This window comes from Pseudomonas coronafaciens pv. oryzae str. 1_6, from assembly GCF_000156995.2.
In the GTDB taxonomy this organism is placed as follows: Bacteria; Pseudomonadota; Gammaproteobacteria; order Pseudomonadales; family Pseudomonadaceae; genus Aquipseudomonas; species Aquipseudomonas tremae.
Genome location: NZ_CP046035.1, coordinates 1,958,578 through 1,976,580, shown reverse-complemented (window position 1 = coordinate 1,976,580; position 18,003 = coordinate 1,958,578). Strand labels below are relative to the sequence as shown.

Below are 18,003 nucleotides of genomic sequence, written 5' to 3'. Positions count from 1 at the left end.
GTCAGATACCCGCCATTTCATTCATCATTTTTTCGATATCGGACAAGCCGTCCTCGGTCAGCGACAGGCCGCTGCTGGCGAAAGCCTGAATAAATTCGTTCAATTGCGGTTTCTCGAAAATCAGGCGCAGCGGGATGTCGATCCCCAGGCCGGTGTGAATTCTGGAAATCAGTTGCGTGGCCAGCAGCGAATGGCCGCCCAGCTCGAAGAAATCGTCGCTCAGCCCGACGCGCTCGACTTTCAGCACGTCGGCCCAGATCGCAGCCATTTGCTGTTCCTGTTCAGTGGACGGCGCGACGTACTGACGCTGCAGCTGAGTGGCGTCCGGCCTCGGCAGGGCCTTGCGATCCAGCTTGCCGTTGGTGCTCAGCGGCATGCTGTCCAGCACGATGAAGTGCGTCGGCACCATGTAATCCGGCAGCGACTCCTTGAGATGCGCCTTTAACAGCTCGCGCAGATGATCGCTGCTCTGTTCAGCCACCAGATACGCTGCCAATTGCTTGCCGGACGGGCCGTCAACGTCGATGACCACCGCTTCATGAACGCTGTCGTGTTCCAGCAGGCAGGCTTCGATTTCGCCCAGTTCGATGCGCAGGCCGCGAATCTTCACCTGATGGTCGATACGCCCGGCGTATTCGATAACGCCTTCGTTGCGATAACGCGCCAGATCGCCGGTGCGGTAAAGCCGCCCGCCCTGCTCGTCGAACGGGTCCGGCACAAAACGCTCGGCGGTCAGCGCCGCACGGTTGTGATAACCGCGCGCCAGCCCAACGCCGCCCAGGTACAACTCTGCCGCAACACCTTGTGCGGCAGGCAGCAGGCCATCGTCCAGAATGTGGGTTTTCAGGTTGTCGATAGGGCGACCAATCGGCACGCTGAGCACGTCGTCCTTGGTGCAGGTCCAATGGGTCACGTCGATAGCCGCTTCGGTAGGGCCATATAGGTTGTACAGACCGGTCTGCGGTAGACGCTTGAGCACTTGGCCGACCAGTTCGGCAGGCAATGCTTCACCGCTGCACACCACACGCTGCAGGCTGTTACAGCTTTCTACCTGCGGGTGAGTCAGAAACGCCTGCAGCATTGATGGCACAAAATGCAGGGTGGTGACCTGATGCTGGCGAATGGTCTGCACCAGCCGCTCGGGGTCGCGATGATCACCCGGTAACGCCACGGCCAGGCGTGCGCCGGTCATGAGCGGCCAGAAGAACTCCCAGACCGATACATCGAAACTGAACGGGGTTTTCTGCAAAACGGTGTCGGACTCATTCAGCCCGTAAGCCTTTTGCATCCAGTGCAGTCGGTTGACCAGGGCGCGATGGCTGTTGCCTGCGCCCTTGGGCTTGCCGGTCGAACCGGAGGTGTAAATGACGTAGGCCAGGTTCTGCGGATGACTGAGGTTGACCGGGTTGGCAGTGCTGTAACCTTCCAGCCAGTCGCCGTCCTGATCCAGACACATGCTCTGCACCTGAACCGGCAAACGCTCCAGCAACGAAGTCTGGGTCAACAGCAAACCAATGCCGCTGTCCTGCATCATGTACGCCAGCCGATCCTCGGGGTAATCCGGGTCCAGCGGCACGTAAGCGCCACCGGCCTTGATGATCGCCAGCAGGCCGATGACCAGCTCCACGCTGCGCTCGACACAGATGCCCACCAGCACATCCGGCCCGACGCCCGCTTCACGCAGGCGATGCGCAAGCTGGTTGGCGCGGGCATTGAGTTGCGCGTAGCTCAGTTGTTCAGCCGCAAAAATCAGCGCCGGGGCATCCGGCGTCGCCAATACCTGCGCCTCGATCAGGCTGTGCAGGCAATGATCGCTGAGGAAATCGGCAGTCGTAGCGTTCCAGTCGCGGACAATCTGGTCTTGTTCGGCAGCGTCAAGCATCGGCACATCAGCAATGCGCTGACCGGCATTGGCGCAAATGGCCTGCAGCAACGCGAGCCAGTGCCCGGCCATGCGTTCAATAGTGCTGCGCTCGAACAGCGCGGTGGCGTAGGTCAGGCCTGCGCTGAGGCCGCCGTCCTGTTCGGCGGTGTTCAGGGTCAGGTCGAATTGCGCCGGGTAGCTCTCCGACATCAGCGCTTCAACCTGCAAACCGGGCAATGCGCGCACTTCGGCGCTGGCCTGGCTCTGGTGATTGAACATCACCTGAAACAGCGGGCTGTGGCTGAGGCTGCGTTGTGGCTGCAAGGCTTCGACCAGTTGTTCGAAAGGCAGCTCCTGATGCGCCTGGGCTTGCAGCGCGGTGTGTTTGACCTGTTGCAGCAGTTCGCTGAAGGTTGTGTGCAAGTCAAATTCGGCGCGCAGCACCTGGGTGTTGACGAAAAAGCCGATCAAGCCTTCGGTTTCCGCGCGGGTGCGGTTGGCAATCGGCACACCGACACGAATGTCCGGCTGGCCGCTGTGGCGATGCAGCAAGGTCTGGAATGACGCCAGCAACAGCATGAACAGTGTGACACCCTGTTGCCGCGCGACCTGTTTCAAGTCGTCGATCAGCGCTGGCGCCAGTTCGACCGCCAGCCGCGCACCGACGTGGCTTTGCACGACCGGGCGTGGATGATCGGCAGGCAGCTCCAGAATCGGCTGCTGGTCGCCCAGTTGCTGCTTCCAGTACGCCAGTTGCCGTGCCTGCTCACCGGCGTCCATCCAGCTGCGTTGCCACAGCGCGTAGTCGGCGTATTGCATGTCCAATTCGGCGAGCAGCACTTCGCGGCCCTGGCTGTAGCCTTCGTACAGGCGCACCAGTTCATCGACCATGATCGGCATCGACCAGCCATCGGAGACGATGTGGTGCTGAGTCAGAATCAACACATGTTCATCGGCGGCCAGGTGCAACAGGCGAACGCGCAGCAGCGGACCCTGTTCCAGATCGAACGGGCGCTGCATTTCCTGCTCCACACAGGCCTCAAGGGTCTGCCCGGCGGGCACGGATTCAACCGTCAGGGTCAAGGCACGCGGCGCATGAATGATCTGCACCGCCTGTTCGCCCTGCTGGCGGAAGGTGGTGCGCAGGGTCTCGTGACGGGCGATCAGCGCGCTGAAACTGTGCTCCAGCGCCGCGATGTCCAGCGAGCCGCTCAGGCGCAGGGCTGCAGGAATCGTGTAAGCGGTGCTTTCAGGGTCGAGCTGCCAGAGAAACCACTGACGCTGCTGCGCGTAAGACAAGCCCAGCCGCTGGTTGCGGTCGGCCTTGATGAAGCGTGGCGCGTCATTGCCCTGCCCTGCGCCCGCCGCTTGGGCAAAGGCTGCCAGATCGCGGGCTTCAAACAGGTCGCGTAACGAGAGTTCAACATCCAGTTGCTGACGAATACGCGAGATCACCTGCGTGGCCAGCAACGAATGGCCGCCGAGTTCGAAGAAATTGTCGCTGCGACCGACCTGCCCGATTTTCAGCACATCGGCCCAGATAGCTGCCAACTGCTGCTCCAATTCACCTTGCGGCGCGACGTAGGCCGCCTGCAACTGGCTCGCGTCCGGCGCTGGCAGCGCCTTGCGGTCCAGCTTGCCGTTGGCCGTCAGCGGCAGCTTCTCGAGGATGATGAAATGGGTCGGCACCATGTAATCCGGCAGATGCGCCCGGAGTTCGGCTTTCAGGGTTTCACGTAGAGCTTGTTGATCCTGATCAGGCTGAGTCGGCAGCAGATACGCCGCCAGTTGACCTTCCAGCGCTAGCATGACCACTTCGCGCACTGCCGGGTGCGCTTGTAGCCGCGCTTCGATTTCGCCCAGTTCGATGCGGAAGCCACGGATCTTCACTTGATGGTCGATACGTCCGGCGTATTCGATGGTTCCTGCGGTTTTGTAGCGGGCTAGGTCGCCGGTGCGATACAAACGGCCGCCTTCATTGGAGAACGGGTCCGGCACAAAGCGTTCGGCAGTCAGCGCAGCGCGGTTGTGATAACCCCGCGCCAGACCGGCGTGGCCGATGTGCAGCTCGCCGCTGCAACCTTGGACAACCGGGTTGAAGTCAGCGTCCAGCACGTACCACGACAGGTCCGGGATCGCTTCGCCAATCGGGCTGGCCGGATTGTGTGTATCGGCCAAGGTTATGGGCCTGTAGGTCACATGCACGGTGGTTTCGGTGATCCCGTACATGTTGATCAGTTGCGGCGTTTGCTCGCCGAAACGTGCGAACCAGGGTCTCAGGCTGGCAAAGTCCAGCGTCTCTCCGCCGAAGATGACTTTTTGTAACGACATCGGCACAGGCGAATCACAGGCCACACGCATCAGTTGCTTGAAGGCGGATGGCGTCTGGTTAAGCACCGTGACCTGCTGTTCAACCAGCAGCGCATGGAACTCTTCCGGCGAACGGGTTACCTCGTGAGGCACGATGACCAGTCGGCCACCGTGCAGCAGCGCGCCGAAAATCTCCCAGACCGAGAAGTCGAAGGCGAATGAATGGAACAGCGTCCAGACGTCTTTTTCGTCGAACTTGAACCAGTCGTCCGTAGCCGCGAACAGGCGCATCAGGTTGTGATGAGCCAGCAAGGTGCCTTTCGGCTTACCGGTCGAGCCCGAGGTGTAGATCACGTAGGCCAGGTTGTCCGGCGTGGTCTGGTTGGTCGGGTTTTCAGTGCTATAACCATCCAGCGCATCCGCCAGATCCAGGGTTTGAACGTGCGCAGGAATCGGCAACTGATCCAGCAAATGTGCTTGGGTCAGCAACAATTCGATACCGCTGTCCTGCATCAGGAAGCTCAAGCGATCCTGCGGGTAATCCGGGTCCAGCGGCACGTACGCGCCGCCGGCCTTGAGGATCGCCAGCATCCCCACAATCATCTCCAGACTGCGCTCGGCGGCCAGCCCCACGCGAACATCCGGGCCTACGCCCTGCTCGCGCAGTTTGTGGGCCAACTGGTTGGCGCGGCTGTTGAGCTGTTGATAGCTCAATTGCTCGGCACCCAAGCTCAGGGCGATGGCGTGCGGGGTGCGTTCAGCCTGGGTTTCGATGCGTTGATGGGCGCAATGTTCGCTCGGATAAACAGCACGTTTCTGGTTCCAGTCACGCAGCGTATTCTGCCGCTCTTCAACGCTCAGCAATGGCAAGTCGGCGATGCGCTGATTGACGTCGCGGCACATGCCGCTCAGCAGGTTGCGCCAGTGCCCGGCCATGCGCTCGATGGTTGTGGCGTCGAACAGGTCGGTGGCGTAGGTCAGCGAGGCAGCCAGGCCGTTCTGGCGTTCGCAAGTGTCCAGGGTCAGGTCGAACTGCGCGGTGTGTTTGTCGGACACCTGATACTCCAGGCGCAGACCGGCCAGCTCGCGGGCTTCGTTGTAGCCTTCGCTCTGGTGGTTGTAGGCCACTTGAAACAGCGGGCTGCGGCTCAGGTCTCGCTGCGGCTGCAAGGCTTCGACCAGTTGCTCGAACGGCAGGTCCTGATGGGCCTGGGCCTGCACGGCAGTCTGTTTGGTCTGTTGCAGCAGGTCGGCCACGGTGGTCTGCGCGCCGAACTCGGCCTTGAGCACCTGGGTATTGACGAAGAAGCCGATCAGCCCTTGGGTTTCACTGCGGGTGCGGTTGGCGACAGGCACACCAACGCGTATGTCGGCCTGACCGCTGTAGCGGTGCAGCAAGGTTTGCAACGACGCCAGCAACAGCATGAACAGGGTGATGCCCTGCTGCCGCGCCAGTGCCTTGAGGGTGTTCAGCAGCGCAGCGTCCAGCTCGACGTTCAGTCGCGCGCCGTCGTAGCTGCGCAGCGCCGGACGTGGTCGATCGGTGGGTAATTCAAGAATCGGCTGCTGATCGCCCAGTTGCTGCTTCCAGTAAGCCAGCTGGCGTTCCTGCTCGCCCATCTCCAGCCAGTTACGCTGCCAGATCGCGTAGTCGGCGTACTGGATTGGCAGTTGGGCCAGTTCGGCTTCGCGACCCAGCGAGGCGGCCTGATAGCACTGCATCAGCTCGTCAACAATGATCGGCATCGACCAGCCATCGGAGACGATGTGGTGCTGGGTCAGCACCAGCACGTGTTCCTGTTCGCTCAGTTCAAGCAGCCTGACCCGCAACAGCGGCCCATGTTGCAGATCGAAAGGCCGCTGCACTTCCTGATCAACATAGCGTTCGACCGTTTCGCCCAGTGCCAGTTGATCAACATTGAGCGCAAACGGCGACGCCGGATGCACCACCTGCAACGCCTCGTCGCCCTGCTGTTTAAACGTGGTGCGCAGGGTTTCGTGGCGTTCGATCAGTTGTTCGACGCTGCGCCGGAGCGCCTCGACATCCAGCGTGCCATGCAGGCGCAGCGCCAACGGAATGTTGTAGGCCGCGCTGTGCGGTTCCAGTTGCCAGATGATCCATTGCCGCTGTTGGGCAAACGATAACGCAGACGGCTCCTGCGTCTCTCGCCTGGCAATCGGCGTGACCCCATAGAGATTCACCCCCTGGCGCTTGAGCAGGATCGCCAGCGCCTTGCGTTCACGGGCGGACAGCGATTTAACGGAGTCAAGCAACTGCTGCACTGGGGTCTCTCCTGCTAAGCGATCAAATTATCAATTTCCTCCGCTGATAAACGTTTGAGTGCCTCCAGTGATTTAGTCAATTCGTCCAGTGCATGGTCACTTTCGCCATTTTTTTCTTGCAGCGCGGCGCAGAAGTCAGCCAGCACCGGCTGCTCGAACAAGTCCTTGAGGCCGACCTCGCGCTGCAACTGCTCGCGAACCCGCACCAGCATCTGCACCGCCAGCAGCGAGTGGCCACCGAGTTCGAAGAAATTATCGCTGCGCCCGACTTGCTCGACGTTGAGCACGGCGCTCCAGACCGACGCCAACTGTTCTTCCAGCTCGCCTTGCGGCGCGACGTAGGCCGCCTGCAACTGGCTCGCGTCCGGCGCTGGCAGCGCCTTGCGGTCCAGCTTGCCGTTGGCCGTCAGCGGCAGCTTCTCGAGGATGATGAAATGGGTCGGCATCATGTAATCCGGCAGATGCGCCCGGAGTTCGGCTTTCAGGGTTTCACGTAGAGCTTGTTGATCCTGATCAGGCTGAGTCGGCAGCAGATACGCCGCCAGTTGACCTTCCAGCGCCAGCACGACCACTTCGCGCACAGCCGGATGCGCTTGCAGTCGCGCTTCGATTTCGCCCAGTTCGATGCGGAAACCGCGGATTTTGACCTGATGGTCGATACGGCCCGCGTATTCGATGGTTCCGGCAGCTTTATAGCGGGCCAGATCCCCGGTGCGGTACAGACGACCGCCGTCGTTGGAAAACGGGTCCGGCACAAAGCGCTCGGCCGTCAGTGCCGCACGATTGTGATAACCCCGCGCCAGACCGGCATGGCCGATGTGCAACTCGCCGCTGCAACCCTGGGCAACCGGATTGAAATCGGCGTCCAGCACGTACCACGACAGGTCCGGAATCGCCTCGCCAATCGGGCTGGCCGGGTTGTGTGTGTCGGCCTCGGTTATGGGCCTGAAGGTCACATGCACGGTGGTTTCGGTGATGCCGTACATGTTGATCAGTTGCGGCGCTTGATCGCCGAAACGCGCAAACCAGGGTTTCAGGCTGGCGACGTCCAGCGCTTCGCCGCCAAAGATGACTTTTTGTAACGACATAGGCACAGGCGAATCACAGGCCACACGCATCAGTTGCTTGAAGGCGGATGGCGTCTGGTTAAGCACCGTGACCTGCTGTTCAACCAGCAGCGCATGGAACTCTTCCGGCGAACGGGTTACTTCGCGAGGCACGATGACCAGTCGGCCACCGTACAGCAGCGCGCCGAAAATCTCCCAGACCGAGAAGTCGAAGGCGAACGAATGGAACAGCGTCCAGACGTCTTTTTCGTTGAACTTGAACCAGTCATTTGTAGCCGCAAACAGGCGCATCAGGTTGTGATGGGCGAGCAAGGTGCCTTTCGGTTTGCCGGTCGAGCCCGAGGTGTAGATCACGTAGGCCAGGTTGTCCGGCGTGGTCTGGTTGGTCGGGTTTTCAGTGCTGTAACCATCCAGCGCATCCGCCAGATTCAGGGTTTGAACGTGCGCAGGAATCGGCAACTGATCCAGCAAATGTGCTTGGGTCAGCAACAATTCGATACCGCTGTCCTGCATCAGGAAGCTCAAGCGATCCTGCGGATAATCCGGGTCCAGCGGCACGTAAGCGCCCCCGGCCTTGAGGATCGCCAGCATGCCCACGATCATCTCCAGACTGCGCTCAGCCGCAAGCCCCACGCGAACATCCGGGCCGACGCCCTGCTCACGCAGTTTGTGGGCCAGTTGGTTGGCGCGGCTGTTGAGCTGCTGATAGCTCAATTGCTCGGCACCCAAGCTCAGGGCGATGGCCTGCGGGGTGCGTTCTGCCTGGGTTTCGATGCGTTGATGGGCGCAGTGCTCGCTCGGGTAGCGCTGCACGCTTTGCGTCCAGACGGCTGGCAGGGCCAGTTCGCCGAGACGCGTCGTTGCGGATGCACTGAGACTTTGCAGCAAGTGATCGAAATGCGCCGCCAGTTGCAGAATGCCTTCGGCACTGAAGTGTTGCCGGTCGTAACTGAAACGTACCGACAACACGTCGTTGGCCTCGACCACCAGGGTCAGCGGGTAATGCGCCTGCTCTTGATTGCGCAGGTCGCTGAAGACAAGACCGTCCGGCGCACGCTGCAAGGCTTCGGACACCGGGTAGTTTTCGAACACCAGAATGTTGCCGAACAGCGCCTCGCCACTGTGCCGTGCCAAACGCTGAATAGTGTAAAGCGGTGTGTGTTCATGTTCGCGCAGGGCGATGTTTTTCGCCTGCACCTGCTGCACCCAGTCGCCGACGGTCTGTTCTGAACGCGGGCTGGCGATCACCGGCAGGGTGTTGATGAACAAGCCCAGTTGCTCTTCGACGCCCGACAATTCAGCCGGACGCCCGGCCACCGTGGCGCCAAAGGTCACGCTGGACTGGCCGGTGTAGCGTTGCAGCAGCAACAACCAGGCAGATTGCACCAGCGTATTGAGGGTCACGTGCTGCTCGCGGGCAAACTCGTTCAAGCGGTGGGTGCCGTCGGCGTCGATCAACTGAATGTAATCGCCATAGCCCTGCTGATCGGTTGATGTTTTGAAGGCTTGCAACAAGCGGCTCGGCTCATCCAGTTCGGCCAGCTCTGCGGTCCAGAAGCGCTCGCTGACATCAGCGTCCTGATCCTGCAACCACTGGATGTAATCGCGGTAACGCCCCGCCTGTTTCGGCGGCATCTGACCGCTGTAGCGTTGCAGCACTTCGCCCAGAAGCCGCGAGCTGCTCCAGCCGTCCATCAAAATATGGTGGCTGGTGTAGATCAATTGCCAACGGTCATCTGCAATGCGCAGTACCGCGAGGCGCAACAGCGGCCCTTGCGCCAGATCGAAACCCTGCTGACGGTCGGCCTGCGCCCAGTCATCGAGCCAGTTTTGGGGTTTGCCCCGCGCATCCAGCTCGACAAACGGCAGCGTCACCTGACGCTGTACCACTTGCAGCGACTGCTCGCTCTGGCTGACAAAACAGCTGCGCAGCACCTCGTGATTATTGACCGCTGATTGCCAGGCGTTGTGGAATCGCGGCACATCCAGCCCACTGATGTTCACCCGCATCTGATTGATGTAGTTGCCCGCAGCTGCGTCGAACAACGAGTGAAACAGCATGCCCTGCTGCATCGGTGACAAGGGGTAAATGTCTTCGATCTCGCCCGCCGCAATCGGCAGCGCATCGAGTTGTGCCTGAGTGAGATGCGCCAGCGGGAAGTCAGACGGCGTGACGCCTTGATGCCCGGCGATGCAGTGTTCGATCAGCGTGGTCAGCGCCTGCTCGTAACGACGCGCCAGGGTGTCGATGGTCGAAGGCTGATACACCTCGCGGCTGAAGGTCCAGTCCAGTTGCAACTGGCCATCGAACACCTGACCGTTGAGGCTCAGCCAGTTGCCCAGCGGGCCGTCTTCGCACAGCGCAACGCCGACACTGTCGGCGCTCGGCACGAACAACGCGCCTTGTTGCTCATTGAAGCTGCCGTCGAACTGGCCCAGGTAATTGAACGTGACCCGCGCCTGGGGCAGCGCGGCCAATGGCTGCGCAAACGTCGAGTCAGCCATATGACGCAATACGCCGTAACCAATGCCTTTGTTCGGCACGGCACGCAACTGTTCTTTGATGCCGCACAGGCTTGCACCCGGCGCGATTTGCGGCGTGAGGCGGACCGGGAACAGGCTGCTGAACCAGCCGACTGTGCGGCTGAGATCAGTGTCGTCAAACAAGTCTTCGCGGCCATGGCCTTCCAGCTGGATCAACACCGACGATTGCTGGCTCCACTCGCACAGCACTTGCGCCAGAGCGGTCAGCAACAGGTCGTTGACCTGCGTGCGATAGGCGGCAGGCGCGACTTTCAGCAGTTTGTGGGTCAGGTCCTTGCTCAGCCATGACGAGGCATGGGCCGCATCGCGATTGCGCATCGAGCCTTCGGGCTTGTCGCGGGGCAGCGGCTGATCGTCGCCCTGTAAAGCGCGCAGCCAGTAATCGCGCTCGGCCGTCAGCACGGCGCCGGTCGCATACTGCTGCAATTGCTCGGCCCAACGCTGAAGCGACGTGGTTTTCGCCGCCAGCGTCAGCGGCCGACCGGCTACCAGCGCGGCATAAGCCTGTTGCAGGTCTTCCAGCAGCACCCGCCAAGACACGCCGTCCACCACCAAATGGTGAATCACCAGCAACAGACGTTGCTCGCCGTGTGGCAGGTTGACCAGCACTGCGCGCAGCAACGGACCGTTTTTCAGGTCCAGGCTGCGTTGTGCTTCGTTAGCCAGTTCGGTCAATCGTTCAGGGCTGTCCAATTCGTGAACCCAAAGCAAATCCCGAGTGTTCAGCGCGCCGAACGTGGCTTGCCACTGGCCGTTCTGTTGCGTGAAACCGAGACGCAGCGCGTCGTGCTGTTCGATCAGAGCGGTGAGTGCCGCTTGAAGAGGAGTTGCATCCAGCGTTTGCAAGGGCTTGAGCATCAGCGCCTGATTCCAGCGCTGACGCTCAGGGATGTCCAGTTCGAAGAAACGTGCTTGTATCGGCAGCAGCGGCAGCGAACCGCTGACCTGCTCTGCCGCCGCAGCGGGCTTTTTCTCGATCAGTCTGGCCACCGAAGCCAGTTGGCTGATGGTCTGTTTTTCGAACAACTGCTTGGGGCTGAGCTTGATGCCCTGGCGCTTGGCGCGGGCGATGATTTGCAGGCTGAGGATTGAATCGCCGCCCAGTTCGAAGAAGTTGTCGGTGCTGCCGACCTGCTCCAGCTTAAGTACGTCGGCCCAGACCGCAGCGAGCTTTTCCTCGATCTCGCCGACCGGTGCGGTGTAACGCTGTTTGACCACACCCGGTTTGGGCAAGGCGCGCTTGTCGAGTTTGCCGTTGGCGGTCAGCGGCAGTTGCTCCAGCAGCAGGATCTGCGCGGGCACCATGTAGTCGGGCAAGCGCGCCGTCAGTTGCTCGCGCAGGCTGTCGACAGTCAGGCTGGCAGCGGCTGCCGCGACGCAATAGGCCACCAGTTGCAGGCGCGATTCGTCCTCATCGACAGGTAACGCCAGCACACTGACTTGCGCGACCGAAGTCAGGCTCAGCAGCACCCGCGCCACTTCAGCAGGTTCGACACGATAGCCGCGCACTTTGACCTGATCGTCGGCGCGACCGATGAATTCCAGCAAGCCCTGATGATTGCGCCGCATGCGGTCGCCGCTGCGGTAAACGCGGGAGCCATCCTGGGCAAACGGGTCCGGTACGAAGCGTTCGGCAGTCAGCGCAGGCTGGCCGATGTAGCCCGACGCAACGCTATCGCCACCGATGTACAGCTCTCCGGCCACCTGCGTGGCGGCGGGGTTGAGCACGTCATCCAGCACGTAAGCGCTGGCCCCCGGCAATGGCGCGCCGACCGGTACCTTGGCGGGTTCTTGTGGGAGCGTGTCCACGTTCAATTTTTGATCAAGGCATGATGACGCTGGCACCTCGTGGGTCAGTACGCCGACGGTGGTTTCGCTCGGTCCATAGTGATTGATGATTCGGCAACCCGGCTTGAGCTGACGGACCTGCTCGACCAGCGCTGGCGAACAGGCTTCGCCGCCGACGATCAGCGCATGCAGCGGCAGTACATCGGCAGGTCGCGCCGCCTGCAGCAGTGCGGCTAGATGACCTGGGACGATTTTCAGCACACCGACCTGATGCTCGGCCATGTAGCCAGCAAAGGCGTCGGGGTCGAAACCCAGCGTCTCGGTCAGCACATGCAGCGTACGCCCCGAACACAGCGCGCCGAACAGAACGGTGTGCCCCAGGTCGGCGGCGATGGTCGAGACCAGCGCCATGCTCGCCTCGGGGGCCAGTTGCAACTGCTCAAGCACGCCACGCACGTAACTGGCCAGCGCGCCCTGGCTGACCACTACGCCTTTGGGCTGGCCGGTGGAGCCGGAGGTATGAATCACGTAGGCCGCAGAATCGGCAGGCAACTCGGTATCAGGACGACGGGGCGGCAAGTCCTGCCACTGCGCGGGCGTCCAGGCCAGGCCTTGGCAACCGGCAACGTTCAGAGAGGTCTGACGCAGATCGCCTGCGGCACACAACAGTACTTTTGCCCGGGCATTGCTCAGCATCTGTTGCAGGCGTGCATCAGGGGCTTTGACGTCCAATGGCATGTACACGCCACCGGCCTTGAAGATCGCCAGCACCGCCGTCAGCCAGTCCAGCGAGCGCTCCATCAATACCGCGACCGGCTGGCCTTCGCGGACACCCAGTCCGATCAGGTGATGAGCCAGCTGATTGGCCGCCTGATCCAGCACCCGAGTGCTCAAGGTGCGGTCCAGGCAGCGGGCGGCCAGCGCATCGGGCTGGCTTTCGACCTGCCGGTCCCAGAGCTGCAACACCTGAGGCGCAGGCTCACGAACTTCGCGCGGCAGCTCGACCGCCAGCGCGCCGAGGCTGAACAGTGGCGCATTCGGCGCATCGAGCAAGGTCTTGAACAGGTCGAGCAATTCGGGGATGAAGCCCTCGACGGTCGCACGCCGATACAGGTCGCTGGCGTAGGTCATGTCACCGTGGATCAGCGTGCCGTCGTCGGTAATGTCCAGCGCCAGGTCGAAATGCGCGCCCTGCTTTTCAAAGGCATATTCACTGACCTCCAGCCCCGCCAGCTTGAGGGCGGTCTTCTGCTTGAGGACGACGTTCTGGTTGAACTTGGCCTGAAACAACGGGTTATGCCCAAGGCTGCGCTCTGGCGCGAGGTGATCGACCAGTTGCTCGAATGGCACGTCCTGATGCGCCTGCGCGCCGAACGAGGTGTCGCGAATCTGCGCCAGCAAATCGAGGTAGCTCAGGCGCTCATCTATCTGGCAGCGCAGCACCTGAGTGTTGATGAAGAAGCCGATCAACCCTTCGGTTTCCGCCCGACCACGGTTGGCGTTGGGCACGCCGATGCGGATATCGCGCTGCCCTGCCTTGCGCGACAAAAACAACGAAAAACCGGCCAGCACCAGCATGAACAGGCTCATGCCTTGGGTGCGGGCGAAGGTATTGAGTTGGTGCGACAACTCAGCGCCGAAATCGAAGCGCAGGTGCTCGCCCTGAAAGCTTTGCGTGACCGGGCGCGGGAAGTCCTGCGCGGCGTCCAGCAGCGGCTGCTCGTCGCCCAACTGGCAGCGCCAGTAATCCAGTTGGCGCTCGCCCTCGCCCGCCTCCAGCCAGCGGCGCTGCCAGATGGCGTAGTCGGCGTATTGCAGCGGCAACGCCGGCAGACTCGGTTCGCGACCTTCGACATACGCCTGATAACAGTGGACAAACTCCTGAATCATCACGTCCATCGACCAGCCGTCGGAGACGATGTGGTGCATGTTCACCACCAGCACATGCTCGTCGCTGGCGAGGCGGAACAGGTGCGCACGCAGCAACGGGCCTGTGCGCAGGTCGAACGGCTGGCTGGTCACGGTGGTTATTCGCAAGGCCAGTTCGGCATCACGCAGCTCGATATCAGCCAGACCGGACAAATCAATGCTGTCCAGCGCCACCGCCTGATCATGCAGCAGCACTTGCAGCGCCTGATCGCCATCGGTCTGGAACACCGTGCGCAATACTTCGTGGCGTTCGATCAGGTGATCGAACGCGCGGCGCAAGGCCGACTCGTTCAGCGGGCCTTGTAAACGCAGGCCGGTGGTCATCTTGTAGGCATCGCTCAGCGGGTCGAGCTGCCAGAGGAACAGCAGACGTTGCTGGGCAAATGACAGTGGAATCGCGCTGAAATCATGACGACTGACCGGCACCGGCAACAGGCTGAAATCCTTGCCGTCCTGACGCAGGCGGGCAAGGAACTGTTGGCGTTGTTCCAACGAAAGACCGACAAAACGTTTCGCGATACGTGCAGCAGTGGTCCCGGTCATGCGCCAAATTCCTCCAGTGAATCCATGAACTGGTCCATGTCGCTCCAGTCGTTATCCGGTGTGTTGTCAGTCAGCAGTGCCACTTCGGTGGCGAGTTCGCCCAGCAGCGGTTTCTCAAAGAGGACACGCAGCGGCAGGCTGATACCGAGCCGGGTCTTGATCCGCGCAATGACTTGCGCGGCGAGCAGCGAATGGCCGCCCAGCTCAAAGAAGTGATCATCCAGCCCGACCTGCTGCGCGTGCAGGACTTCCTGCCAGATAGCCGCCAGGCAGATTTCCACCTCGCTGTGCGGCGCGCGATAACGGGCCTGCAACTGGCTGGCGTCAGGTGCAGGCAGCACCTTGCGGTCCAGTTTGCCGCTGGGCGTCAGCGGCAGTTCTGCCAACAGCAACAGGTGTGTTGGCACCATGTAATCCGGCAGGCTGGCTTGCAGTTGGGTCTTGATGCTCTGGCGCAACGCGAGTTGCTCGGTGTCGCTGTTTGCCGCCACCTGTGGCACCACGTAGGCGACCAGTTGCGTACTGCCTGCAATCAGGACAGCCAGCACCACTGCTTCGCGCACGCCCGTGCATTGCTGCAGGCGCGATTCGATTTCGCCCAGTTCGATACGGAAACCGCGAATTTTCACCTGATGATCGACCCGGCCGATGTACTCGATGGCGCCATCAGCGCGCAGTCGGGCACGGTCGCCAGTGCGGTACAGGCGCTCGCCGGCAACAAACGGATCCGCCACGAAACGCTCGGCGCTCAGGCCTGGCTGGGCGTGATAACCCCGTGCCAGACCCGGCCCGCCGATGTACAGCTCGCCCAGCGCGCCTTGCGGCAGCAGGTTCAGTTGATCGTCGAGCACGTACAAACGACGCCCCGCCAGGCCTTTGCCGATCGGCACGCCGCGCCACGACACCTGCTCCGGGGTCAGCGCGCTGCAATCGTGGATGCTCGACACCACCGTGGCTTCGGTCGGGCCGTAGGTGTTGAGCAGGCGTACATGGCCCAGCCCGGCCTTGTGCCACAGGCGCAGACCTTCAACAGCCATCGCCTCACCGCCGACATGAACCTGTCGTAGCGAGCCGTAATGCGTGGGCGGGCTGGCGGCAAAATCCTGAGCCAGGGTCAGCCAGTAGGCTGCAGGCAAGTCGGCCAGGGTCACGCCGTGTTCGACGACGGCCTGATGGAAAGTGGTGCTGTCCCATAGGCGCTCGTCACGCATTACCACGGCAGCACCGCGACACAGCGGCGGATAGAACTGCTCGACAAAACCGTCGAAACTCTGGGTGGCAAATTGCAGGACCCGGTCGCCCTCGCGCAGGTCGCTGTAGTACGCGCCCAAGGTTACAAATTCAGCCAGTGCGCCATGACTGATCGCCACGCCTTTTGGCCGACCGGTCGACCCCGAGGTATAGATCACGTAGGCCAGACTGGCCGGATTGATTGCGCCGTCCGGGTTGTGCGTGCTGGCTTGTGCGCTGCTCATCTGATCGATACACAGGTACTGAATGCCAGCCAGCTCAGGCAGCTTCGCTCGTTGTTCACTGTGGGTCAGCAGCAGCTTCAAGCCGCTGCCTTGCAGCACGTGACGCATGCGCTCACCCGGCGCGCTCAGGTCCAGCGGTACGTAGGCACCGCCGGCTTTTAGTACAGCAAGAAGCGCGACGGGCATGTCCAGCGAGCGGCCCAGCGCCACGCCGACCAGCAACTCCGGGCCAACGCCCTGCTCGCGCAATTGCCAGGCCAAGCGGTTGCTGCGCTCGTTCAGTTCGCAATAGGTCAGGCTCGGTGACGGGCTTTCACCGGCGAGGATCAGCGCCAGTGCGTCCGGCGTTCGCTGCACTTGCGCTTCAAACTGGCGATGCGCTGGGGTGATGGTGTCTGCCTTGATGGTGCTGTCGACAGCCAGCAGGTGCGTGCGCTCGTCAGCCGACAACATCGACAGCTCGGCAATGGTTTGCAGCGGGTCAGCGCAGACCGACGCCAAAAGGTTACGCCAGTGATCAGCCAGACGAACGATAGTGGCCTGGTCAAAAATATCGGTGGCGTAAGTAAAGGCGGCATTCAGTTGTTCGCCTTCGCCGCTGGTAGCAAGCATCAGATCACTGGCCGCAGCATGCGAGCGCTGGGCCAGTGCTTGTTGCTCGGCGGGCAGATTGGCCACGCGCAGGCCGCCGCTCAATTGCTTGTCCAGCAAGTCGGCCACCACCGGCTGGTGATTGAACATCACCTGGAACAGCGGGTTGTGGCTCTGGCTGCGCTCCGGCTGCAGGGCATCGATGATGGCGTCGAATGGCAGTTCCTGATGCGCCTGGGCACCGGTCGAGGCATCGCGCACGGTGTGCAGCAAATCGACAAAGCGCGTCTGCGCCGTAACTTCACTGCGCAGTACCTGGGTGTTGATGAAGCAGCCGATCAGGCCTTCGGTTTCACTGCGCGTGCGGTTGGCGATCAGGCCGCCGACGCGAATATCGGTCTGCCCGCTGTAGCGATGCAGCAGGCTCTTGAAAGTCGCCAGCAGAACCACGAACAGGGTCACACCCTGTCGTTGCGCGAGATTTTTCAGGCTGCGCAACAGTTCGGGCGCAAGCGCCAGCTCCAGGCGCGCGCCGTCGTGGCTGGGCAGTGCCGGGTACGGACGGTCTGTGGGCAATTCCAGTACAGGGTGTTCTGTGCCCAGGTGCTCGCGCCAGTAATCCAGTTGGCGCTCTTGTTCGCCAGCCTCCAGCCAGCTGCGCTGCCAGACGGCGTAATCGCGGTACTGCACAGCCAATGGTTCAAAGGGCAGCGGCTTGCCAGCCAGCAGCGCGTCGTAACCGCGCAGCCATTCGTCGATCAGCACGTTCATCGACCAGCCGTCAGTGATCATGTGGTGCAGGTTGAGCAGCAGCAGATGTTCTTGCTCGGCGAGGCGCAACACCTGCACGGTAAACAGCGTCCCACGCTGCAAGTCGAAGGTCTGCGCCGACTGTTCGGCCATCGCCTGCCGCGCGTTCGACCAGCGCTGCTCCGGCGGCAACGGGCTCATGTCGATCAGACGAATGTTTACGGGTGATGGCGGTGCAACACGCTGAAACGCACGGTCGCCGTCCTGACCGAAGGTGGTGCGCAGGCTTTCATGACGCTCGACCAGCGCACTGAACGCCCGCTCCAGCAGCGGCAGCTCCAGCGGGCCGTTCAGGCACACCGACATCGGCAGGTTGTAGGCTGCGCTGTGCGGGTCCAGCTGCCAGAGAAACCACATGCGTTGCTGGGCATAAGACAGCCCGTCACGCTCGGCCAGCCCTGCACAGGAAGGGATCGGGAACAGCGAGAAATCCATGTTCTCCTTGCGCATGCCATCGAGAAACAGGCGACGTTTTTCAAGGGGCAACTCGACAAAACGACGAGCGAGTTTCTGGGCGTGTTCGGGGTTCATGGGTCGATCCTTGCTGAATGGGGCTGACCGTCGGGCGGGGTCGTATCAACAAGAACGAATTGGCGGGGAAATATTTAGAAAGGTTTGTAGTGGTGACAGCTGGGCACCTATCGTCCCCTGCGCTCCAGCGTGGCGATGCCTTGCATGAGGCCCCGCATCACATATATACACCGCGCCGCAGATTCAGGACCGGACGCTGAGCGTCCAGAACTGCATACCGACGCAAAGCGTCGGCACGATAGTTGGTCAGTTAGACACCTATCGTCCC

3 protein-coding genes are annotated in these 18,003 nt (G+C 61.7%); all 3 read right to left on the bottom strand.

Features of this window, described 5'->3' with window-relative positions:
- Position 1: 1 nt before the first annotated feature.
- The 3 genes from POR16_RS08895 to POR16_RS08885 are packed head-to-tail and all read right to left on the bottom strand — an operon-like array spanning position 2 to position 17,735.
- Complete coding sequence (locus tag POR16_RS08895; RefSeq protein WP_154897051.1) at positions 2–6,457, bottom strand: non-ribosomal peptide synthetase; 6,456 nt, start codon at positions 6,455–6,457, stop codon at positions 2–4.
- Positions 6,458–6,471: 14 nt separating this feature from the next.
- Positions 6,472–14,328, bottom strand: coding sequence for a non-ribosomal peptide synthetase (locus POR16_RS08890; protein ID WP_154897050.1), 7,857 nt, complete (start codon positions 14,326–14,328; stop codon positions 6,472–6,474).
- Positions 14,325–17,735, bottom strand: a complete 3,411-nt coding sequence (locus POR16_RS08885) for a non-ribosomal peptide synthetase (protein WP_005887635.1) — start codon at positions 17,733–17,735, stop codon at positions 14,325–14,327. The genes POR16_RS08890 and POR16_RS08885 overlap by 4 nt, the downstream gene beginning before the upstream one ends.
- Positions 17,736–18,003: the final 268 nt, after the last annotated feature.

Excerpts from the sequence above, each read along its gene's own strand:
- POR16_RS08890 (WP_154897050.1), bottom strand. The coding sequence starts at position 14,328 with ATGACCGGGACCACTGCTGCACGTATCGCGAAACGTTTTGTCGGTCTT.
- POR16_RS08885 (WP_005887635.1), bottom strand. The coding sequence starts at position 17,735 with ATGAACCCCGAACACGCCCAGAAACTCGCTCGTCGTTTTGTCGAGTTG.